This is a genomic window from Streptomyces sp. NPDC005863 (genome assembly GCF_042871345.1).
Lineage (GTDB): Bacteria > Actinomycetota > Actinomycetes > Streptomycetales > Streptomycetaceae > Streptomyces.
Genome location: NZ_JBIAII010000002.1, coordinates 1169942 through 1192732 on the forward strand (window position 1 = coordinate 1169942; position 22791 = coordinate 1192732).

Annotated in this window: 16 protein-coding genes; 9 read left to right on the forward strand and 7 right to left on the reverse strand. The window is 73.5% G+C overall.

The genetic code is table 11. From position 1 onward, the window contains the following. Positions 1-73 precede the first annotated feature (73 nt). On the reverse strand, positions 74-853 hold the full coding sequence (gene fabI / locus ACFYO9_RS11270; RefSeq protein WP_358711913.1) for an enoyl-ACP reductase FabI: 780 nt from the start codon (positions 851-853) through the stop codon (positions 74-76). Next, positions 850-1707 carry an alpha/beta hydrolase gene (locus tag ACFYO9_RS11275; protein ID WP_358773648.1) on the reverse strand — a complete coding sequence of 286 codons (858 nt, stop codon included), beginning with the start codon at positions 1705-1707 and terminating at the stop codon, positions 850-852. Before ACFYO9_RS11275 ends, fabI begins: the two co-directional genes overlap by 4 nt. Positions 1708-1863: 156 nt before the next feature. Here ACFYO9_RS11275 and ACFYO9_RS11280 point away from each other — a divergent pair, with 156 nt between their 5' ends. The 9 genes from ACFYO9_RS11280 (at position 1864) to ACFYO9_RS11320 (ending at position 10830) form a co-directional block, all read left to right on the forward strand. Continuing rightward, on the forward strand, positions 1864-2055 hold the full coding sequence (locus ACFYO9_RS11280) for a hypothetical protein (protein ID WP_358773647.1): 192 nt from the start codon (positions 1864-1866) through the stop codon (positions 2053-2055). Beyond that, on the forward strand, positions 2048-3016 hold the full coding sequence (locus ACFYO9_RS11285) for a hypothetical protein (RefSeq protein WP_358773645.1): 969 nt from the start codon (positions 2048-2050) through the stop codon (positions 3014-3016). The genes ACFYO9_RS11280 and ACFYO9_RS11285 overlap by 8 nt, the downstream gene beginning before the upstream one ends. Continuing rightward, positions 3013-3363, forward strand: coding sequence for a 4Fe-4S dicluster domain-containing protein (locus ACFYO9_RS11290; protein ID WP_355805882.1), 351 nt, complete (start codon positions 3013-3015; stop codon positions 3361-3363). Before ACFYO9_RS11285 ends, ACFYO9_RS11290 begins: the two co-directional genes overlap by 4 nt. Further along, on the forward strand, positions 3347-5107 hold the full coding sequence (locus ACFYO9_RS11295; protein ID WP_358773643.1) for a fatty acyl-AMP ligase: 1761 nt from the start codon (positions 3347-3349) through the stop codon (positions 5105-5107). The genes ACFYO9_RS11290 and ACFYO9_RS11295 overlap by 17 nt, the downstream gene beginning before the upstream one ends. Beyond that, positions 5104-5370, forward strand: a complete 267-nt coding sequence (locus ACFYO9_RS11300) for a MoaD/ThiS family protein (protein WP_355805877.1) — start codon at positions 5104-5106, stop codon at positions 5368-5370. Before ACFYO9_RS11295 ends, ACFYO9_RS11300 begins: the two co-directional genes overlap by 4 nt. Before the next feature lie 4 nt (positions 5371-5374). Beyond that, positions 5375-6202, forward strand: a complete 828-nt coding sequence (locus ACFYO9_RS11305) for an acyl-CoA thioesterase (protein WP_358773641.1) — start codon at positions 5375-5377, stop codon at positions 6200-6202. After that, positions 6199-7968: an acyl-CoA dehydrogenase family protein gene (locus tag ACFYO9_RS11310; protein WP_358773639.1), complete on the forward strand. Its 1770-nt coding sequence runs from the start codon at positions 6199-6201 to the stop codon at positions 7966-7968. The genes ACFYO9_RS11305 and ACFYO9_RS11310 overlap by 4 nt, the downstream gene beginning before the upstream one ends. A gap of 154 nt (positions 7969-8122) precedes the next feature. Then, the gene (locus ACFYO9_RS11315) at positions 8123-8347 is read left to right on the forward strand and encodes an acyl carrier protein (RefSeq protein WP_388666206.1); all 225 of its coding nucleotides are present in this window, start codon (positions 8123-8125) and stop codon (positions 8345-8347) included. A 26-nt stretch (positions 8348-8373) separates the two neighbouring features. Further along, positions 8374-10830, forward strand: a complete 2457-nt coding sequence (locus ACFYO9_RS11320; protein WP_358773637.1) for an acyl-CoA dehydrogenase family protein — start codon at positions 8374-8376, stop codon at positions 10828-10830. Between the two features lie 63 nt (positions 10831-10893). Here ACFYO9_RS11320 and ACFYO9_RS11325 read toward each other — a convergent pair whose 3' ends face one another. The 5 genes from ACFYO9_RS11325 to ACFYO9_RS11345 all read right to left on the reverse strand — a co-directional run bounded on the left by ACFYO9_RS11325 (position 10894) and on the right by ACFYO9_RS11345 (position 22785). Then, entirely contained in the window at positions 10894-11316 is a 423-nt protein-coding gene (locus tag ACFYO9_RS11325) for a nuclear transport factor 2 family protein (RefSeq protein ID WP_355805865.1), read from the reverse strand. Positions 11317-11339: 23 nt separating this feature from the next. Further along, entirely contained in the window at positions 11340-12518 is a 1179-nt protein-coding gene (locus ACFYO9_RS11330) for an FAD-dependent monooxygenase (RefSeq protein WP_358773635.1), read from the reverse strand. Beyond that, on the reverse strand, positions 12511-20172 hold the full coding sequence (locus ACFYO9_RS11335) for an amino acid adenylation domain-containing protein (RefSeq protein ID WP_388666209.1): 7662 nt from the start codon (positions 20170-20172) through the stop codon (positions 12511-12513). The genes ACFYO9_RS11330 and ACFYO9_RS11335 overlap by 8 nt, the downstream gene beginning before the upstream one ends. Positions 20173-20214: 42 nt before the next feature. Then, a complete protein-coding gene (locus ACFYO9_RS11340; protein ID WP_358773633.1) occupies positions 20215-21189 on the reverse strand; it encodes an acyl-ACP desaturase in 975 nt (324 codons plus the stop codon). A 153-nt stretch (positions 21190-21342) separates the two neighbouring features. After that, entirely contained in the window at positions 21343-22785 is a 1443-nt protein-coding gene (locus ACFYO9_RS11345) for a DHA2 family efflux MFS transporter permease subunit (RefSeq protein ID WP_358773632.1), read from the reverse strand. Between the last annotated feature and the right edge of the window lie 6 nt (positions 22786-22791).

The window sequence follows — 22791 nt, forward strand, 5'->3', positions numbered from 1 at the left end:
TCCGCCCGGGGGTGACCGGCCCTCGCACGGCGCGTATGGGGGGCGGGGCCGGGGCCCCGCGATGCCCGCGCGGTCAGGCCCCGATGGCGTGCACTCCGCCGTCGACGTGCACGATCTCGCCCGTGGTGCGCGGGAACCAGTCCGAGAGCAGCGCGACCACCGCGCGGGCCGCGGGCTCGGGGTCGGACAGGTCCCAGCCGATGGGCGCGCGCGTGCGCCACACCTCGCGGAACGTCTCGAAGCCGGGGATGGACTTGGCCGCCATCGTCTTGATCGGTCCCGCCGCGACGAGGTTGCAGCGGATGCCGCGCGGCCCCAGGTCCCGCGCGACATAGCGCGAGGTGGACTCCAGCGCGGCCTTGGCCACGCCCATCCAGTCGTACGCGGGCCAGGCGGTCCGCGCGTCGAAGTCCAGGCCCACCACGGCGCCGCCCCGCTCCTCCATCAGCGGCAGGCAGGCCATGGCGAGCGCCTTGAGGGAGTACGCGGAGACCTCGACGGCGGTCGCCACGGAGTCCCAGCCGGTCTCCAGGAAGTTGCCGCCGAGCGCGTCCTGCGGGGCGAAGGCGATGGAGTGCACCACGCCGTCCAGGCGCGCGTCCCCGCCGACGCTCTCCCGGACGCGGTCCGCGAGGCTGTCGAGGTGGCCCTTGTCCCGCACGTCGAGCTCGACCAGGGGCGCGGGGCGCGGCAGCCGCTTGGCGATGCGCTCCACCAGGCTCAGCCTGCCGTACCCCGTCAGCACCACCTCGGCGCCCTGCTCCTGGGCGATCCTGGCCGCGTGGAAGGCGATCGAGGACTCCATGAGCACCCCGGTCACGAGCACGCGCTTGCCCGCGAGTATGCCGCTCATCCGGCCACCACCTCGGTCTTCCTGCCGGGCTCAAGGGCGCCGGCCGTGACGAACTCCGTTATTTCCGCGACGACTTGGGGTGCGCCGAGAATGCGCAGATGCCCGAACCGCCGCGTGGTGACCAGGCGCGCCCCGTAGAACTCGGCCATGCGCGCCCCCTGGCCGGGGTCGACCGCGCGGTCGTCCTCGTCATGGACGACGAGGAGCGGCACGTGCAGCCCCGCGGTGCCGTGGAAGACGGAGAAGCGCGTCCACATGTCCCGCTCGCCCGAGTACACCTCACGCTCGATGCGGCCCCGCAGTTCCCGGTCGGCCGGCGCGGACAGCCGGGCCGCCCGGGAGAAGCTGTCGACGAGGTATCCGAAGTCGGGGACCGGGCTGATCGCGACGATCCGGCCGGCGCGCACTCCGTGCTGGAGCGCCACGTAGGTCGCGATCACCCCGAAGGAGTGTCCGATGACCGCCTCGAAGTCGCCGTGCGCACGGTGGAGTTCGACGATGATGTCGCGGTACTCCAGCAGGGTCGTGCCGTCCCCGGTGGCCTCGCCGTGCCCCGGCGCGTCGAAGGCGACCGGGCTGTAGCCGAGTTCGACGAGCCGGGCGACGGTCTTGGCGTAGCGCGAGGCGCGCGATTCCCAGCCGTGCACCAGGAGCACCGGCCGCTCGCCGTCGCCCCACCGGTAGACGACGGCGACCTTGCCGTCGACCGCCAGTTCCGAGATCCGTGCGCTTTCGATGACCGCCCGCTCGTCGGGCCGGGCCCTGCTGCGGCCCTGAGGGCGACGGAAGAGGTCGAACATCGGCTCGCCCCGGTCGCCCGGGGCAGCATGTGCGGCTGCTGTAGCGGGATTCATCCCACGCCCTCCAGATGATCAGGAATGCCGGGATGTTAGCACGACCGTTCGCTCATATTGATTGTCGAGCGGGGAGAAGGGGCTTCGTACGAGAAAAGTGAACGGACGGTCGTGCTAACGTTCCGCCCGTCAGCTCTCCCCTGCTTGGAGGACGCCATGACGCTCCCGCACCACGTGACGCAGCGCTCCGCCGCCGCGGACGCGACGGCAGGCAGCCGCCCCGGGCCGAACCAGTCGTTCAAGGACGACCTGGACCGCCTGATCGACTCGACTCTCCTGTCCGGCTGCGCCGAGTTCGCCGACCTCACCGACCTCACCGACCAGCCAGGGAAGGGCCGAAATGACTGACGCAGGCGCCACGGAGCGCATAGGCATCGCCGTCGCGTCGGGGATGCTCAAGGGGGTCTACGGCCACGGCGTGCTGGCCGCGTTCGAGGAACGCGGACTGCGCGGCGACGTCTACGGCACCGCGTCGTCCTCCGCCCTCTCCGGCGGGCTCGCCGCGGTCGGCCGGGCCCGGCGCACCGGCGTGGACTACTGGCTCAAGGCCGCCGCGGCCGCCGCGGAGAAGGGCATGAGCGCGGTCGTCCTGGACAGCATCGGGGAGTACGGACCCGTCCTGCGCGAGGGCCTCTTCCGGGCGGACGCGCCGGAGTTCCTGCTGGCCACCGGGAAGGTCACGAATCCGGCCGCCGCGGAGGTCACCCAGGGGTCCGGCGCGAAGGCGCTGGGCAGGGACCTGCTGCGCAACGTCTTCACCGGGGACCGGAGTTGGGTCGAGGAGAACCTCGCCACCGTCGTCTTCTCCTCGCGCGCCGAGCCCGGTGGCACCGAGCCGCGGCTGACCCCGGAGAACTACGACGCCGTCTCCTACGCCTCGACGCGCATGCTGCACGCCTGGGCCGTCCCCGCGGAGATCGACGGAGAGGCGTACGTCGACGCCTCGTACACCTGCTCCTGTCCGGCGCGCGAGGTCGCCGCGAAGGGGGTGGACGTGCTCATCGCGATCGGCTGCGACCCCTTCCCCCTCTTCCGCGACCTGTACGCGTCCGAGGAGATCGTCGACGGATCCGTCATCGGGCAGGCCCGGGTCCTGGTGATCAAGCCGGCGGACGACCTCAAGAACCTCGGCGTCGACTACGCGTCGGCGACGGCGGACGGACTCGTCAAGGCCTACGAGCTCGGACTCGACGCGGGACACCGCTTCGTGGACGCCCACGGCGAGCTGCTCCCGCCGGACGCCCCGGCAACGACCGCCGCCGACAGCGGAGTTCAGGCCGGCACCGGAGTTCAGGAGGCGGGCGCGTGACACACGTGGTCACCGAGCAGTGCGTCCACTGCAAGTTCGCGGAGTGCATCACCTACTGCCCCGTCGCCTGCTTCCGGGAGGCCGGCACCTTCCTGGTGATCGACCCCGCGGAGTGCATCGACTGCGGCAACTGCGTCGAGGCCTGCCCGGCCGACGCGATCTACCCCGAGGACGAGCTGCCGCCCGAACTCGCGCCCGCGCTCGAATGGAACGCCCGGCTCGCCGCCGACCTCCCCCTGGCCACCACGCGCGTCGAGCCGCTGCCCGACGGCGAACAGTGGCGGGACCGACCCGGCAAGTGGGGCACCCTCCCCCTGGAACAGGCGCCCCGTGTCAGCTGTTCCTGATCCCGACAGCTTCGAGGAAGTCGGCTTCGCGCGTCTCCTGCACGAGCGGGCACGGCAGGCGCCCGACGTCGTCGCCCACCGGTTCGTGCACGAGGACGAGTCCGCCGACGAGCTCACCCACGCCGCGCTCGACGCCCGCGCACGTGCCGTAGCGGCGGGGATCCTGGCGGCCACCGACGGACGCCCGGAACCGGTGCTGCTCCTGTTCGCGCCGGGACCCGAGTACCTCGCCGCCCTGTTCGGCTGCTTCTACGCGGGCGTACCCGCGGTGCCCGCCTTCCCGCCGGACCCGTCCCGGCTCGCCCGCACCCTGCCCCGGCTCGCCGCCATCATCGAGGACGCCGGGGCGAGCACCGTCCTGACCACGTCGGACATCGCGCCGCTCATGGCGGACTGGCTCACCACCACCCTCGGCGGCCGGGCCCCGCGCCTGCTCGCCACCGACACGCTCGACTCGGCAGGCCCGGGGGTGGCGCCGCCCGCGCCCAGACCCGGCGTGCCCGCGCTGCTGCAGTACACCTCCGGTTCGACGGCGCTGCCGCGGGGCGTCATGCTCGACCAGGCCAGGCTGCGGGCCAACTGCGCGGAGATCGCACGCGGCTTCGGGATCCACCCCGGCAGCTCCGGCGGTCTGTGGCTGCCGCCCTACCACGACATGGGCCTGGTCGGCGGCATCCTCACCCCGCTCGCCACCGGCATCCCGGTGACCCTCATGTCACCGGTGACGTTCCTGCGCCGCCCGTTGTCGTGGCTGCGGATGGTCTCCCGGTACCGCGCGACGATCATCGGGGCGCCGAACTTCGCGTACGACCTCTGTGTGCGCCGTGCGACGGACGCGGAGGTCGACGGGCTCGACCTGTCCGGGGTCGAGCTCGCCTTCACGGGCGCGGAGCCCGTGCGGGCCGAGACGACGGAGCGGTTCGCGGCGCGCTTCGGGCCCGCCGGTTTCCGCGCCGCCGCGTTCCTGCCGTGCTACGGGCTGGCCGAGGCGACGCTGTACGTGACGGGCGGCAAGCCGCTGGGCGGATGGCAGACGGTTTCGGTGGACCGCGAGGCGCTGGAGACGCAGGGCACGGCACGGCCCGCGCGGCCGGGGCAGCCGGCGAGTTCGCTGGTGAGCTGCGGCAGACCGGGGCCCGACACCCGTCTCCTGATCGCCGATCCGGCCACCCGCGAGCCCCTCGCGGACGGGACCGTCGGCGAGATCTGGGTCGACTCGCCGAGCGTCAGCGACGGGTACTGGCGGCGCCCCGACGAGACCGCCGAGACGTTCGGCGCGCGGACCGCGGCCGGCGAAGGCCCGTATCTGCGCACCGGCGACCTCGGGTTCGTCCTGGACGACGAACTCTTCGTCGCCGGGCGGCTCAAGGATCTCGTCGTCATCAACGGCCGCAATCTCCATCCGGTCGACGTCGAGCGGGTCTGCGAGGCCGCGGTTCCCGGCATCCGGCGCAACTGCGGCGCGGTGTTCGCGGTCGAGGACGCGGCGGGCGGTGCCGAGCGGCTCGTCGTGGTGTACGAGGCGGACGTCGCCGACGAGGAACGGTACGCCGAGACCATCGACGGCATCCGCAGGGCGGTGTCGAGGGAGCTGGACGTCAGGCCGGGCGCCGTCGTCCTGGTGCGGCCACGGACCGTCCCCAAGACCTCCAGCGGAAAGGTCCAGCGCCGGCTGGCCCGCCGGCACTACCTCGCCGGCGAACTGGCGGAACTCGCAAGCACCGACGAAAGGGCCCGGCGATGATCGTCAAGGTCAGGGGCGTCCTGCTCCGCTTCACCGACTACGAGAACGAGATCGAGGTCGACGGCGCCACCGTGCGCGCCGGCCTCACCGGGCTGACCGAGCGCCACCCGCGGCTGAGCGAGGTGCTGCTCGACCGGGACGGGACCGTACGCCCGACCCACCTCATCGCCCTCAACGGCGAACGGCTCACCCAGGGCGAGCTGGACCGCGAGGCGGGCGAGGACGACCGGGTGGACATCGTCACCGCGATCTCCGGGGGCTAGCCCCATGCCCCGTACCTCGACCTACGAGACCGTGCTCGACGCGGGCCAGTTCACGCCCACGCAGCTGGGCACCACCGCCGTCGGCAGGCTCGCCTTCCAGGCCGGCGCGCGGTGGATGCGCGACCACGTGTGCAGCCACCGCGCCCTGGTGGACGAGCACCGGGTCGGCTTCGTGCTGTGGTCCTGGCAGTTGGAGTACGCGTCGCCCCTCGGCTTCCACGACGCCGACGCGGCGCTCGTGGACGTCCGGGCACGGCTGCGCGGCCCCGCCTCCTCGCAGCTGGAGGTGGAGATGACGCTCCGTGGCCCCGCCGGTGTCGCGGTGCGCACACGGGGCGCCTCGGTGCCGCTGCGGCTCGGCGGCGACCAGGCGCTCTCCGGAGCACCCGCGCCGCTGCCCGGCGCGCTCGTCGCCGCCTTCGAGGACGACGAGTTCGAGCACTCGCCGCACCGCTCCGCCGTCCGCGCGCTGCGCGCCCGGTTCGAGCGGGACGGGGAGCGGCTCGCCGCCGGCACCACGTCGCACCGGGTGCACCGCCACCACTGCGAGGTGGCCGACCAGTGGTACTGGGCCGAGACGCTCGGGTTCGCCGCGGGCGCCCGGGAGGAGCTCGTGCGCCGGTACGGCCGTTCGGCGCCCGAGCTGCGCCGCGCGCTGGCCGACGGGATCCGCAGGGTGGATGTGACCTGGCTGCGCTCGGGTCAGCTGTGGGACCTCCTGGAGATCCGCAGCACGGCGTACCGGCACGGTGACGAGCTCGCCTTCGTCCACGAGATCGGGCTCGCCGAGGACGACGGCGGGCCCTGCGCCCTTGTGGTGGAGCGCATATGACCGCCGTCGGGGCCGGGGAAGAGACACGGCGCGCCGCGGGGTCCCCTGCCGTCGCCGCGGAGCCCCCGGCCGTGGCCGGGGTCACGCCGTCCGCCTTCGAGGGCGCGGCGCGCCTGGAGTCGGCGCTCGGCTGCCCGTTCGACCCCGGGAGCGGCATGTCGCTGGCCGGGGGCTTGCGCGCGGACGAACACGAGAGGGAACCCATCGCCGCCTACGAGGCGGCCTGGGCGGCCGGACTCCACCGGCATCTGGTGCCCGTCTCCGAGGGCGGCGCCCTCGCCTCGTTCGAGGCGTTCGCGGCGGTGGCGCGCGTGGTGTCGCGCCGCGATCTCGCGGTCTCCGTGGGGTTCGGCTCGACGCTGCTCGCCGCGACACCGGTCTGGGTCTGGGGCAGCGAGGAGCAGCGGCGCCGCGTCGCCGACCTGGTGCTCGGGCGGGCCTGGGGAACGGCGGGCATCAGCGAGGAGGCGGCGGGCAGCGACCTGCTCGCCACCGCGACCCGCGCCGTCCCCGCCGCCGGGGGGCACGTGCTTGACGGCAGGAAGTGGCTGGTGGGCAACGGCAGCAGGTCCGCCTTCGCCACCGTGCTCGCCGCCTGCGACCCGTCGTACGGCCTGTTCCTGCTCGACTTCGAGGCCATCGGCGGCCACGGCGTGCGGCGGCTGCCGAAGGTCCGCACGCACGGGCTTCGCGGGCACGATCTGAGCGGCTTCGAACTGGCCGGGTGCCGGGTCGGCGCCGACGCCGTGCTCGGGCGGCCGGGGCGCGGCATCGAGATGGTCTCGGGGATGCTGCAGTTCACCCGGACCCTGGTCGGCGCGAGCAGCCTCGGCGCGGCCGACACGGCCCTGCGCGTGGCGCTGCGGCACGCCCGCGACCGTGTCCTGTACGGGCAGCCCGCGCTCGCCCTGCCTCCGGTGCGCTCGCTGCTCGCCCGGGCCTTCACCGATCTGCTCGTCGCCGAGTGCACGGAGCTGGCGGCCGCCCGCGGGCTGGATGTGGCGCGCCGCCGGATGGCGCTGTGGTCCGCGGTGGCGAAGTACGCGGTGCCGCGGCTGTGCGTGGACGCCGTGCACGCCTGCGGCGAGGTGCTCTCCGCCCGGGCCCATCTGCGCGAGAGCGTCGCGGGCGGCGCGTTCCAGAAGCTGCTGCGCGACGTGTCCGTCACGCCGGTGTTCGAGGGTACCGAACTCGTCCAACTCGACACGGTGCGATCCCAGTTGGCGGCCGCCGCACGACGCCCGCGTGGGCCTGCGCAGGTGCCACTGCCGCTGCTCTTCGGGTTCGGCGATCCCGCGCCGTCCCCGGCCCCGCGCGAGCTGCGACCCTCGCTGACCTTCGGCGGCGCCGACGAGATCGTCGACTCCCTCGACGAGACGGTCCAGGACCTGGCCGACGACGCCGAACTCGCGCCCCTGGCCCGCATGTTGCTGACGATCCGTGACGAGAACCGGTCGGCGTTCCGAGCCCTCGGCACCGGGCGCACGACCGAGGCGTACGAGGCGGCCCGCACGCACTGCCTGGTGCACACGGCCGCCTGCGTCCTGCACACCTGGCGCCTGCGCGGCGAGCAGTTCGGCGGGCTCGCCGCGGAGCGGCACTGGGTCTCCCTCGCTCTGCGCCGTGTGCTCGCCCGGCTCGGCCGTCCGGTCGCGCCCGACCCCGAGGCCGAGGATCTACTGGTGCGCCATCTCGTCCAACTGGACGACGGGGACCGGGCGTTCTCGCTCGTACCGCTGCGGATCGCACCGCAGTACCGCGACTGAACCGCGGCTGACCCAACGACTGCACCGCGACGGCACCGCGGCCGACCCGTGACCGGCCGTCGGCCGGCGTCAGAACGAATCCTGGGAGTACGCCATCACCACGATCGACCATACGCACGAACACGCCGAGTCCGCGGGGGCCTGGCTCCCGGCGCTGATCGGGGAGTTGCTCGGCATCGACGACGAACTGGCCGTCGACCGGCCGCTCGGCGAACTCGGCATCGACTCGCTCACCGCGGCCCAGCTCTCCGTGGAGGTCGAGGAGCGCACCGGCGCCGTCATCGCCCTCGAACGGTTCCTCGGCGACGAGACCCTCGACGACCTGGTGCGCGCACTGGGCGGCGACGCGGGCCACGACGCTTCCGGCGGGGCGGCGTGACGCGCCGGGCCCACGCGGTGGACGTGATGAACCGCGGGGACCGCACGCACGCCACGCTCGACGACGAGGTGGAGCGGATCAGGCTGGAGGCCCGGCACCGGTTCGGCGGCTTCGTCCTGGACCGCGTCAATCCGGGCTCGTACTTCCTCAACCACCGGCGTGAGCCGCTCGACCGGCGCCTCTTCGAGGAGGCGGGCGACCTCGGTCTGCTGCGCTTCTCGCTGCCGGTCGGGGCGGGCGGCGACGGCAGGGACAAGCTCGCCTGGGGTGTGGTGGTCGAGGAGGTGGCCCGGCTCTCGCGCGATCCCGGGTTCGCCGTGCTGCTCGACATCACCGTCGAGATCACCGAGTTGATCCTCTCCAGCGGCAGACCGGAACTGATTGAGGCCTATGTCCCCGACCTGCTGGCCGGGCGGCGCTTCGGAGTGCAGGGCGCCTACGAGAACCGGGATCCGTACGACTACCGGTCCACCGCGCGCCTCGACGGCGACACCTGGGTGCTGAACGGCGCCAAGCGGTTCCTCGCCGGGGCCCGGTTCGCCGATCTGTTCATCCTGTTCCTGCGCGACGAGGCGTCCAACGACATGCTCGCCTTCGCCGTCGAGAAGGACGACCCGGGGGTGAGCGCCCTGCACATGGACACCATGGGCCTGCACACGATGGGTCTCGGCCAGGTCGTCCTGCACGAAGTGCGGCTGCCAGCGTGGCGCCTGGTGTGGCGGGCCGACGCGCTCAGCGAACTCAACACGTACGCCCGCATCCGCCGCACCATGAGCGCCTGCGGCGTGCTCGGCGCCCTGGACGGGGTCGTCGACGCGTGCGTGGAGTCGCTCGCCTCGCGCAGGCGCGGCGGCCGTCCCGTGCTCGACCACAGCAACGTGGAGCGGACGGTCGGCGAGATGCGCATGCTGCTGCAGAGCGCACGCGCGACCGTCCACCGCGCCCTCGACGGCACCCGCTCGCCCGGACGCGACCCGCACTTCGACGAGTTCGCGACCGTCGCCAAGCACCGGACCGCGGAGTGCGCGCTGCGGGTGGGCCGGCTCGTGATGGGGCTGCAGGGCGGCGAGGCGTACATGTCCGCGTTCCCCTGGGAGCGGTTCATGCGCGATGTCCTCGGTCTGGTCTCCGGGCAGGGCTCCCAGGAGACGTTGCTCATCCAGCTCGGGCAGCGCGCGATCGTCGACCTGGAGGGCAGGCGGGCTCGCGAGGACGCCGCCGAGCGTTCCGTCGCCCGGTGCGCGGACGCCTGGTGGGCGCTGCATGCCGTCGAACAGCGGCACGCTGTCGGCACGCCGGGAATCGGCACGTCGAGAGTCGGCACGCCGGGAGTCGTCGCATCGGGAAAGGGAGCGCCCGCCGACGTGGTGCGCGAGGTGGTCGCCGCCGCGGGTCTCGGCGAGGACATCGCGCCCGACCGGCTCGACGCGCTGACCGCGCTGCTCGACCGCGCCCACACCCTCCTGGCCGCCGTACGCTCCGGGCAGCGGCCCGACGCGCTGCCGCCGGGCCCCGCGGGCCTGTTCGAGGGCCGGCTCGCCGAGGTGGCGGAGCGGGCCTGGGCCCTGGTGGCGTGCACGGTCGCGTACGAGACGGGGCTCCTGAACCGCCTCATACGGCCCGCGACGACCGATGAGGCGGCGACCGACGGCCTCCCCGAAGACCTGACCGAGGACCTGACCGAGGACCTGACCGAGGGGCTCCTGCGGGTCCTCGCCGACGGCTCGTTGACGCGCAGGGACGACACGGGGCGCCATGTCGTCGACCCCGGTCTGCGGCGGGTCCTCGTCGGCGGGCCGCGCGCCGCGGCGTTCGCGGCACGGCTGCGGCGCACGGCCGTCGCGAGCGCCCGGCTGCGCGCAGGGACCGTGGACCCGGTACGCACGATGGCACCGGGCTGCGGCGGCGAGGCGCCGGTAGTCGTCGACGCGCTCGTCGACACGTTGCTCGGACGGCTCGAAGGGCTGCCCTGGACGCTGGACGGGCCCGGCGCGCGCGTGGGCTGCGCGGCCGGCGACGGGGGCCGCACCGCCGCGCACCTCGCCCGGCACATCCCGCCCGTGCCGGTGCTCGCGCTGGAGCCGGAACAGGTGGAGGTGGAACTCGACTCGCCGGCCCGGGACGGCGCCTTCGCGCGGGTCGACGTGCGGGCCGGGGACCGTGCGCGCTTCGCGGCGGACGACGGGCTCGCCCTGGCCTGGCTGCCCGCGGGCGGCCGCACGGCCGAAGGACTGTGCCGGGAGGTGGCCGACGCCGCGCGGGCGCTCGTGCCGGGCGGCTGGCTCGTCGTGCCGTGCCCGCTTCCGCCCCGGCGCCGGTTGGGGGCCTCGGCGGCGCGGCTCGAACTCGCCGTGATGGGCGGCGCGTTGGCGCCCGGGATCGACGTCGAGGAAGCGCTGCGGGCCGCCGGATTCGGTCAGGTCCGCACGGAGTGGGAGGACGTGACGCTCGGTCTACGCCTCGTGGTGGGACGCCGACCGTAGGCATACGTGAGGTGGGGCGGGACGAACCCCGCCCCACCTCACCCCGCCCCGTCTCTTCCCGTCTCAGTCCCGCCCGAAGAGCGTGCGGGCGAAGTACTGGGTGTCGAAGTACTCCCGCATGCTCGTGATCCGGCCGTCCTCCACCGTGAACTGGGCGGTGATGTCCAGGGCGTACGGCGCGCCGTCCCGGGTCGTGGCCCGGGTGACGCACTCGACCGACACCTCGCCGCCCTCGGCGATGACGTGACGGACGTCGACCGTGTACTCCGCCGTCGGATCGAAGCGCTCCCCCATCGGCAGCAGGAACTTCTCGGCAATCTCCGCGAGGCCCTTCCAGGTGCCCGCCACCGGGTGGTCGCCCGGTATGCGGAAGACGGCGTCGGCGGCGATGAGTCGGGGCAGGGCCTCGGCGTCACGCTCGCGCAGGGCCGTGAGGTAGCCGCGTACGACGTCCTTGGCGCGGGCGGCGGAATCGGGGTGGTGCATGGCTGCTCCCGTGGGTCGGTGGGTCATGCGTCGAGCAATTGGGGGGTCAGGGCCCGCTGGAACGGCTTGAAGAGCACGGACTGCGGGGCGTAGCGCAGATAGACGTCGCGCACGGCCCGCAGGGCGGGGTTCTCCAGCTGCTCGAAGGCGGCGAACTTGCGGGAGACCTCCACCATTTCCCTGGTGCGCTCGCGCCGCAGCCGCTCGTACGCGCGCAGGGCCGCGACCGGGACCTCGTCCTTGCGTGCGGCCAGGCACTGCGCGAGGACCACGGCGTCCTCGATGGCGGTGCTGCCGCCCTGGCCGAGGCTGGGCAGCATGGGGTGGGCGGCGTCCCCGAGGAGCGTCACGGGTCCGTCCCCCCAGTTCTCCAGGAACGGCCGGTCCTGCGCCGGTACGGCGACGATGTCCTCGGCCGGCGTGGTCCTGATCGCCTCGCGCACCTCGTCCGCCCAGCCCGCGTAGGCGCGGGTGATCCGGTCCTTGTCGCCGTCCCAGGTGCGGGCGGCCTCGGCCGGCATGTTCACGGTGCCCCACCAGTAGGCGCGGCCCTTGCCCACGTCGTGGATGCCGAACCTGCGGCCGAGCCCCCAGTAGTGGGCGTTGAACCCCTTGGTGATCCTCGGGTGGGAGAACGGCGTCACGGACAGCCAGCACAGGAACCCGCCGTAGGTCGGCGCCTGCGCGCTGCCGACGACCTGGGCGCGGATCGCGGAGTTGATGCCGTCGGCGCCGATCAGGATGTCGCCGGTGGCCTCCCTGCCGTCCTCGAAGGTGACGCGTACGCCCTCGCCGGTGGTGGTGTAGCCGGTGGCCACCGCGCCCGTCCGTACGGGCAGGCCGCCGAGCGCGTCGAGCAGGGCCTCCTGGAGGTCGCCCCGGTACATGGCGACGCTCGGGGCGCCGAGCCGGTCGCCCGCCGTCTCGACCGGCAGCGAGCGGAGCGTGCGGCCCTTGTCGGTCATGATCCCGGTGTGCAGGATCGTCTGCCCGCGCTTCTCCAGGCCGAGGTCGATGTCCAGGGCGCGCAGAGCGGCCACCGCGTTGCTCATCACGGAGATGCCGAAGCCCGCGGGGCGCAGGGTGGGCGCGCGCTCGTAAACCTCCACCTCCATGCCCACGCGGCGCAGGGTCAGGGCGGTCGCGAGGCCGCCGATGCCGGCGCCGATCACGATGGCTCGGGGGGCGGTGCGTTCAGACACGTGGGTGTCCCTTCTCGGCGGTGCTCTCGGTGCTCTGACTGCTGTCGGTGGTGCTCGGTCCGGCCGGTCCGCTCGGTCCGGCCGGTTTGCTCGGTCCGGCGATCGCGGCCGCCACGTCGGCCACGTGCGGCTCCTCCATGATCGAAAGGTGGTCGCCGGGTACGTGGACGACCTTCACGTGGCCGGTGGTCAGGGAGCGCCACCCGTTCACGGGGTCGGTGTGCTGTGTGCCGCCCGCGCCGTGCATCGCCCGCAGCACCTGCGGCAGCGGCTCAGTGGCTCGTACGAGGGTGATGTCGTCGGCGCCGGGGGTGGGCCGGTAGTCCTGGGTGGCGCGCCAGTTGGCCTCGTACACCCCGAACAGCCTTCCGACGAGCGAACCGTCGCTGTCCGCGGGCAGGATGCCCTCGTCCGCGGCCGTCCTCGCGATGAAGCCGAACTTCTCCTTGAGCGTGCTGAGTTCGGCGGGGATGGCCTCCAGTGGTGAGTCGCCGCCGCGGCCGAGCAGGAGCAGCTCCCAGAAGAACCAGCCGAGCAGCGCCTCGTCGGTGTACCCCTGCCGTTCCTCGACGGGACCGAGGGCCACGGTGTCCAGGAGGATCGTCTCCGCCACCTCGTGCCCCGCGGCCCGCAGTTGGCGCGCCATCTCGAAGGCCACGAAGCCGCCGAAGGACCAGCCGCCGACGGTGTACGGGCCCTCGGGACGCACCCTGCGCATCGCCTCGATATAGCTCGCGGCGATGGCGGGAACGGAGCGCAGCGGCTCGGTGCCCGGGTCGCCGCCGGACGCCTGGAAGGCGAAGAGCGGCCTGCCGTCGGGCAGATGGCGGGCCAGCGGCAGGTAGCAGAGGACGTTGCCGCCCATGGGATGGACGAGGAACAGCGGGGCCCCGTCGCCTTCGCCGCGGATCGGCACCAGAGGGTCGAAGGAGAGCCGGGCTCCCCCGGCCCGCAGGAGCTCCGCGAGCGCCGCCAGGGTCGGCGCCGTGACGAACCGCGAGATGGGGAGGGAGACGCCGTACCGCTGCTCGATGAGGACCACGAGCCGCATGGTGGTGAGCGAGGTGGCGCCCAGCGCGAAGATGTCGTCGTGGAGCCCGACGCCGTCGACGCCGAGCAGCCCCTCGATCAGCTCCACCAGGGTCCGTTCGTACCCGTCCCTGGGCGCGGGCCCGTCCGCCGCGCCGGTCCGGCCGAGGGGCAGGCTCCGCAGCGCCCTGTCGTCCCTCTTGCCGCTCGGTGTCAGCGGCAGCGCGGGCAGCCATGCGAAGTGCCGGGGCACCATGAACTCCGGCAGGAGCGCGCGCAACGAGCCCCTCAGCGCGGCCAGGTCGGTGGCGGCGGGGTCGCCGACCAGGAAGGCCACGAGTTCGGTGGCCCCGTCCGCGTCGGGGCGGGCGACCACGGCCGCCTCCTTGACGCCGACGCCCGGGGGTGTTGACGCGAGCCGTACGAGGGCGAGTTCGGCCTCGGCAGGTTCGACGCGGTAGCCGCGGACCTTCACCTGCGCGTCGGCCCGGCCCGCGTACACGAGGGCGCCGCCGGGCAGCACGAACCCCAGGTCACCGGTGCGGTAGGCGCTGACGTCGCCGCCGGGGCGCGCGAGACGTACGAAACGTTCCTCGGTCAGCGACAGTTCGCCGAGATACCCGTCGGCGAGCGCGGCGCCGGTGAGGTACAGCTCGCCCTTCACCCCGGTCGCCACGGGGCGGCCGGAGGGGTCGAGCACCAGCACGCCGGTGCCGGGGAGCGGTGTGCCGATCGGGACGATGGCCGGGAAGGCCGCCGGGTCGCCGGCCAGGGTGTGGGCGGACACCACGTGGGACTCGGTCGGCCCGTACTGGTTCTCCAGGATGGCCCCCGGCAGCGCGGCGAGGAGCGTCCGGATCTCGTCGGTGACCCGCAACTGTTCCCCGGCGGAGCAGATCACGCGCAGCCCGCGCGGCACGAGACCGAGTGCGGCGGAGGCCTCGGCGAGCCGCTGCAGGACGACGTAGGGCAGGAAGATCCGCGCCACGCCCTCGCGGTCGAGCCGCCTGAGCAGCGCCGGCATGTCCCGCCGTTCGTCCTCCGGCACCAGGCACAGGGTGCCGCCCGAGCAGAGCGTGGAGTAGATCTCCTGGAAGGAGACGTCGAAGCTGAGCGGCGCGTACTGCGCGGTGGGCTCGCCCGCGGCCGCACTGGCCGCCCGGACCTGCCAGCCGATCAGGTTGGCGAGCGAACGGTGCGGCATCACCACGCCCTTGGGGCGTCCGGTGGAGCCGGAGGTGAACAGGATGTACGCGGGGCTGTCCGGGTCGAGGGGGTCGGTGGGAGGCGCCGGGCGGGAGCTTTTCGGGGCGTTGGGCGTCTCAGGCCGCTCTGTCTCAGGCCGCTCTGGCGTCCCAGGCGCCTCGGGCACCTCGGGCGCCTCGCCGACCTCGCCCGTCTCGCCCGTCTCGCCCGTCTCGCCCGTCTCGGGCATCTCGGGCGTATCCAGCGTCTCCGATATCTCCGGCGTCCCCGGCATCTCCGGCATCTCCGGCGTCCCCGGCGTCCCCGGCGCCCCAGGGGCCTCAGGTGTCCCAGGAGCCTCGGGTGTCCCAGGAGCCTCTGGAGTCGAGGGAGCCTCTGGAGTCGAGGGCGTCTCCGTGTCGAACAGTGACTCCGCCGTCAGCAGCAGCGCGGGGTCGCCGAGCGGACCGGCGTCCGCCCCGCGGGCGATGATCCGCAGCGGCCGCGCCCGCGCCACCATGGCGGCGATCCTGGCCGCCGGGTAGCCCGTGTCCAGCGGAACGCACGCCGCACCGGCCATGGCGGTGCCGAGGATGGCGGCGATCGTCTCCGGCGAGCGGTCCATGGCGATGGCGATACGGTCACCGGGGCGGGCGCCGATGGCGACGAGCCGTCGCGCCACGCGTTCGGCGTGACCCCTCAACTCGCGGTAGGTCCAGGTGGTTTCACCGTCGGACAGGGCCGGCGCGCCGGGGGTGCGGTCGGCCTGCCGCCTGAAGAGACACACCACGTCCTCGTCGTAGGCGTCGTCGCCTGTCGCACCGGCGCCCCTCGCGTCGTCACTCGCCCCGCCGGCACCTCTGCCCTCCAGCTCCGTGGCGTGTTCCTCGACGAGGAAACCGAAGTCGGGCCGCTCGTCCGGCTCCGTGACGATCCGGCGCAGCACCTCGGCGCAGGTGTCGCCGAAGAGCTCGGCCTGGGCCGGGGTGATGCCGCGCCCCTCCCCGTCGACGCGCAGGGTCACCGTGCCGTCGACCGGGTGCGTGAAGGCGTTGACGAGGAGTTGGAAGTCGGTCTCCTCCCAGGCCGTGAACTCCTTGAGGTGCAGGCCGGGCAGGCCGAGGACGTCGGACAGGACGTGGAAGTGCACGTAATTGAACGCCGTGTGCAGCACCGGGGCGCCGTGGTCCTCCTGGATGGCGCTGAGCGGGTAGCGCTGGTGGGGGTGCCCGGCGCGCTCCTGCCGGAGCAGCTCCCGTACGACGTCGAGCCAACTACCCCCGGATTCCTGTTCGGTGCTGGCGAAAACGGAGTCGCCGACCCTGATGGGCACGGTGTTGAGGAAGAGCCCCGCCATCCGCTCCGCGCCCGCGCGCTCCGGTCTGTTGTGGGTGATCAGACCGGTGGTGAAGTCGTCCGCACCGGAGAACAGCCGCAGCGTCAGGGCGTACGCGGCGAACAGCAGGGATTTGAACGGCAGGGCCTGCTCCCCGGCCAGGGCGCGGGCGCGGTGCACGACGTCGTCGGGAAGGACGACGAGCCGCACCACCGGCTCCTGCTCGCGCGGGGGTTCGGCGGGCCCGAAGCCGTCGAGCCGCAGCGCCTCGGCCCCCGCCGTCACGGCCTTCCAGTGTTCGCGTGCCGCGCTGTCGGCCAGCGCGTCGTGCTCGCCCCGCACGTGATGGGCGGCGGCGGGCGGAGCGTCGTCGGTGACGGGGCCGATGTTCGCGCCCAGCGTGTGCAGGTAGTCCTGGAGGAGTTCCCTGATGAGGTTCGCGACGCTGCCGCCATCGAGCAGCGCGTGGTGGAAGCTCAGGACCAGGTCGACGCCGTCCTCGCGGACATGGGCCCGGAACAGGTGGAGCGGTGCCTCCCCGAACTCGTAGCGGTGAAAGCGGCGTTGCTCGACGTGCGCGAGGACCTCGGCCTCGGCATCCCGCGTGGGGCGGCCACGCAGGTCGACCACCTCAAGGCCACCGGACGCGGCCGCGGTCGCGTCCGCGTGCACGATCTGCAGGGGCTCGGTGAAGCCGCCGAGGTCGAAGGTGGAGCGCAGCGCGGGGTGCCGGGCTACGAGTCGTTCGAAGGCGGCGCGGAAGCGCGGCTCGTCCCAGGCCGTCGCCAACTGATAGCGGAAGACGTCGTGGTAGACGGCGGACCGCTCGCTCTGCCGGCTGTGGTAGACGAGTCCCAGCTGGAGGCGGCTGAGGGGGAAGGCGTCGACGGCGTCCCCGAGGCGGGCCCGGTCCACGCGGGGGACGAGCGCGAAGGGCGGCAGCTCGGCTGCGGGTTCCGCGGGTCCCGTGGTGGCATGGGCGGCGAGGGCCGCGATCGTGGGGTGGCGCACGAGGTCGTTGAGCGCGAAGTGGACGCCCTGCCGCTCGGCGTCGGCGCGCAGGCGCAGCATCATCAGCGAGTCGCCGCCGAGCGCGTGGTAGTCGTCGTGGATGCCGACCCGTGCCACGCCGAGCACGTCCGCCCAGACGCCGGCGAGGACGCGTTCGACCTCGGTACGGGGCGCGGCACCTGGTTCGCGGCGGCCCGCGTCTGGCTCCGGCAGTGCGCGCCGGTCCAGCTTGCCGTTGGGGGTCAGGGGGATCGCGTCGATCCGCAGGAGGTGCGCGGGGAGCATGAAGTCGGGCAGTTCCAGGGCGAGTTGGCGCCTGAGCTCCGCCGTGTCGAGGTCGTGGTCGCCCGTGTAGTAGCCGACGAGATGCGTGCCGCGCCGCTCCGACGCGCGGTCCACGACGGCGGCGTCCCGTACGCCGGGTATCCGGGCCAGGGCGTCCCGCACCTCGCCGGGCTCGACGCGGTTGCCGCGGATCTTCACCTGGCCGTCGATGCGGCCGAAGTACTCCAGGGTGCCGTCGGCGAGCCAGCGGGCGAGGTCCCCGGTGCGGTAGAGCCTGCCGCCCTCGACGAACGGCGCGGGGACGAACACGTCCCGGGTCAGGTCGGGCCGGCCGAGGTAGCCGCGGGCGAGCCCGACGCCCGCGATGCACAGTTCGCCGGGTACGCCGATGGGCTGGGGCGCGCCGCCCGCGTCGACGACGTACAACTCGGTGTTGTCGATGGGGCGTCCGATGGGGACCCGGGTGACGGGCCGCTCCGGGTCGGCCGGGCATGTGTGGGCGCTGACGTCGACGGTCGCCTCGGTCGGCCCGTACAGATTGCTCAGCGTCGGGGCCGCCGCGAGACCGGCGAAGACGCGGTTGAACCGGTCGACGCGGCCCGGGGGCAGCGCCTCTCCGCTGCAGACCACGTGGCGCAGCGAGCCCGCCAGGGCGCGGTGGTGGGGCGACTCCTCGATGAGGTCGAGGAAGGGGCCCAGCATGGAGGGCACGAAGTGCACGACGCTGACGCGGTGCCGGGCGATGGTCCGCAGGAGCCGGCGCGGATCCTTCTCCGCGCCGGGCGGCGGCAGCGCCACGCGGGCGCCCTCGATCGCCCACCAGAACAGCTCCCACACCGAGACGTCGAAGGAGATGGGGGTCTTCTGCAGGAGCACGTCGTCCGGGCCGATCGGCAGGGCGCGCTGCATCCAGGCGAGGCGGTTGACCACCGACCGGTGCTCGACCATCACGCCCTTGGGGCGGCCCGTCGACCCCGAGGTGTAGATGACGTAGGCCAGATCGCGGGGGCCCGACACGGGTTCGAGCCGGTCCGCGGGGCCCCGCGTCAGGTCGTCGACGGGGCACACGGGCGTCCCCGCGGGCACCGGCAGGCCGGCGGGGGCGCCGGCGTCGGTGACGACGACCTTGGCGGCGCTGTCCCGCAGGATGTGTCCGATGCGCGCCGCGGGGTGTCCTGGATCGACGGGGACGTACGCGCCTCCGGACTTGAGGACGCCGAGGAGGGTGGCGAGCATCCGCGGGCCGCGTTCCATCAGCACGGCGACCCGGTCGTCGCGGCCCACGCCGCGTGCGCGCAGCGACCGGCCCACCTGGTTGGCGAGGGCGTCGAGTTCGGCGTAGTCGATGTTTTCCTGGCCGTCGGCGGCGAGCACGGCCGTACGGTCTGGGTGGCGGGCGGCCCGCTCCTCGAAGAGGGCGTGCAGGGTCGTGTGGTCGGCGAACGGGACGGACGGGCCCCGGGCGAAGCGCTGGAGGTCCTCCTGCTCGCGGGAGCCGAGCATGTGGAGCTCGTCCGCGGCCAGTTCGGGCTTGTCGAGGCCGTGCGCGATCAGCGCCGTCAGATGCTCGACCAGCGAGGTGACGGTCAGGTCGGCGTCGAACACGTCGGTGGCGTACCGGACTTCGACCCGCAGGTCCGAGCTGCCCCGGGCGCCGACGACGGCGACCGCGAGCGCCTCCTGGTCGTGCGGCGGAGCCGTGAACGACACTCCCCCGCGTCGCACGCCGTCCAGCGGCAGCGGGTGGCGCAGCGTCATGTAGGAGAGGGTGACGTCGAAGAGCCTGCGCTCCTTGGAGCCGTCCGCGGGCAGTTCCCGCAGCAGGTCCCCGATCGGCAGCCGCTGGTGCTGCTGGAGCGCGTCCACCGACCCCTGGACGCTTGCGGCGACGCCCGCGAGCGGCTTCCCCTCGGGTATCTCGATGCGCAGCGGCAGGGTGTTGGCGTACTGCGCGACGGCCGTCAGCTCGGCCCGGGTGCGCCGGTTGAGCAGGGGTACGCCGATCACGGCCTGCGTGGACCGGTGCACGCGGGCGAGCCAGGTGCCGAGCGCGGCCGCGAGGTAGGCGAAGGGCGTGCTGCCGCTCTCCTTGATGCTCTCCACCACGGCGCCGGGCAGCGTGAAGGAGTGCAGTCCGAAGGAGGAGCCGCCCGGCGGGACGCGCCGGGCGAAGAAGTCCGGTTCCATCAGGGCCAGTTCGGCGCCGTGATGGGCCCGGTCGTCCGCGTACTCCTGGCCGGTGAAGTAGTCGTCGCGGCCGGTGACGGCGGCGAGCACGGACGGGGCGGGGCCGCGGTCCCGTGGCAGCTGCCCCCGACTCCGGCGCGCGTAGTCCTCAAGGAGCTCGGTGTGCAGGACCTCCGCGCCGCGGCCGTCGAGCAGCAGGTGGTGCCCCTTCAGGAAGAGCTGGACCGCGTCGTCCCCTTCGCGCAGCAGCGCCGCCCGGAACAGGCGCCGGCCGCGCAGCTCGAACGGGGTGGCCATGGCCCGTTCGCGCCAGGCGCGGCAGGCCGCTTCGGGGTCGGGTTCCGCGGAGAGGTCGACGAGGTCCACGGCGGGTTCGCCGTCGTCGGTCAGGGCGTCGGCGAGCCACTGGCTCGGCACGCCGCCGGCGTCGTCGAACCGCAGCCGGAAGGTGTCGTGCCGCTCCAGGACGCGGGTGAAGCACGCGCGCAGGAGCTCACCGTCGACGGCCCCGGTGAACCGTTCGTGGACGGCACCGTTGAACTGCGGGCTGCCGGGCGCCCGGTACTCCGCGAACCAGATGTCGCGCTGGTACGGGGACAGTTGAACTCTGTCGGTACTGATGAGCTTGTCCTGTTCTCCAGTTGATGCCGTGCGGGGCTCCCCTCAAGAGGCCAGGGCGGCCGCCCGCTTGGCACGGGAGGCCCGGATGCCCGCACGCCGGTCGGTGAAGGAGGTGGCCTGGGCGTCCAGCCTCGCCAGGAAGGCGGCGAGCTCCTCGCGGGCCGCCTCGCCCGCAGGGCCGAGCCCGTCGCGCTCGAAGACGCGCAGTTTGCGCAGGATGGGCATGACCACGTTGTCGTGGTGCAGCCGCAGGTCGTAGATGCCCGCGATGGCGATCTCCGCGGACTTGCGCCCGAAGTCCTTGATCGTGGAGCCGGGCATCTCGAATCCGGTCACGACGTCCCTGACCACCTCCATGGCGGTGTCGGGCGCCAGCTCGAACGTGGCCTCGACGAGGTTGCGGTAGAAGACCATGTGGAGGTTCTCGTCCGCGGCGATCCGGGCGAGCAGGGCGTCGCAGACCGGATCGGTGCTCACCAGTCCTGTGTTGCGGTGCGAGATGCGGGTGGCGAGCTCCTGGAAGGCGGCGTACGCGATCGCGTGCACGGCGCTGAAGTCGTCGGGGCGTTCGTAGCCCACCTCCATGTGCGCCATCCGGGCCCGCTCCAGGGCGCGCGGGTCGACGGCCCGGGTGACCAGGAGGTAGTCGCGCAGCGCGGTGCCGTGTCTGGCCTCCTCGGCCGTCCAGCGGTTGACCCAGGTGCCCCAGGCCCCGTCCCTGCCGAACTCGGCCACCGCGAAGTGGTAGCCGGGCAGGTTGTCCTCGGTCAACAGGTTCACGACGAGCGAGGTGCGGGCGACCTCCGGGAGGGTGGCCTCCCGGGGCTCCCACGCCGCGCCCCCGAGCGGACCCTCGAAGTCCCGGCCCTCGCTCCAGGGGATGTACTCGTGCGGGAACCACTCCTTGGCGACCCCGTGGTGGCGGTGCAGGTTCTCCTCCACCACCGGCTGCAGTTCGGCGAGGAGCGAGTGCTCCACGCGCGCGGCGGCTCGGTCGGACCGGTCGATGGGTGGCATGGCTCTCTCTTCACGTCGTGGTCGATCTGGGCTGCGGGGATCCGGGGCGGGATCGGGGGCGGGGTACGGGGTTACGGGGTGCAGGGCGGGCCGGCTACGGAGTTACGGGTACGGGGCGGGTGGCCGGCCCGCGAGGACCGGCCACCCGTACGCCTACTGCGCGCGCGCACGGATCCAGGGGGTCGCCACCGCTGCCGCGACGGAGCCGACGGCGCAGGCGAGGAACACCTGCAGGTACCCGGTGTCGTCGAGGACGTCGTGGCCTTCGAGGATCACCGCGAGCGCCGCGATGCCGAGCGCGCCGCCGATCTGACGTGTCGTCATCAGCAGGCCGGTGCCGGACGCGAAGCGCCGCGGTTCGAGCGAGGCGGTGGCGGCGTTGGAGATGGCGGTCAGCGCGGCACCGATGCCGAGGCCGCCCAGGATCCCGATGGGCAGCCAGACGACCGCGTACTGCCGCTCGGTGCCGAGCAGCAGGTACATCGCGGCGCAGGAGGCGCCGAAGAGCAGGGAGCCGCCGGCCACCGCGGCCCACTGCGAGCGCGCGCCGACCCTGCGGCCCACCACGATCGCGCCGATCGCGGCGCTGAAGGCGCCGGGCGTGACGGCGAGGCCCGCCTTCAGCTCGGAGTAGCCCCAGACGGCGTTGAGGAAGAGCAGCGAGCTGAGCAGGTAGGAGTACATCGCCGCACCGAAGAGCAGCGAGGAGACGTTGGTGGCGGCGAAGGTGCGGTTGCGCCACAGATCCAACTCGATGGCGGGCTCGGCCCGGCGCGCGGAGAGCAGCAGCGCGACAACCACGAGCACGAGGCCGCCGACGATCAGCGCGAGGACCCTGCCGCTGCCCCAGCCCCACTCCGCGCCCTGCGTGACACCGAAGACGACACCGCCGATGCCGAGGGCCAGGGCGAGCGTGCCGACCGGGTCGGGCAGCCTGCGCCCGCTCGGCGTGTCACCGGCGAGGCGGGCGGAGATCGCCACGATGGCGAGGCCGATCGGCAGGTTGATCAGGAAGACGCTGCGCCATCCCCACACGTCCACGAGGAGTCCGCCGAGGCTCGGCCCGACGGCCGCGGCCATGGAGCCGACCGCGCCCCAGACGCCGACGGCGACCTGCCGGCGGGCTGCCGGGGTGTGCTGCAGGACCAGGCCGAGCGCCGAGGGGATCATGCCGGCGGCGCCGACGCCCTGCAGCGCCCGGGCCCCGACGAGCATCGGCACGCCGCCCGCGAACCCGCTGAGCACCGAGGCGAGGGTGAACAGGATCGTGGACCAGAGGAACAGCTGCTTGCGCCCGATGACGTCGGCGACGCGGCCCGCGACCGCGAGCAGCGCGGCGAACACGACGGTGTACGAGGTGACGACCCAGGTCAGCTGGGACAGGGAGGCGTCGGTGAAGTCCCTGCGCAGGTCGGAGAAGGCGATGTTGACGACCGTGGTGTCGAGCACCGCGAGGAAGGTGGCACCGGAGGCGACGAACAGCGCGAGCTTCGCGGACGCCGACGCGCCGGCCGCGGCCTCGTGCTTCTGCTCGTCGCCGACACCTGCGACGTCCCGCTGCCCTGCCCCGGGCGAGGGAGGTGAACTGGTGGTCATGGGTGG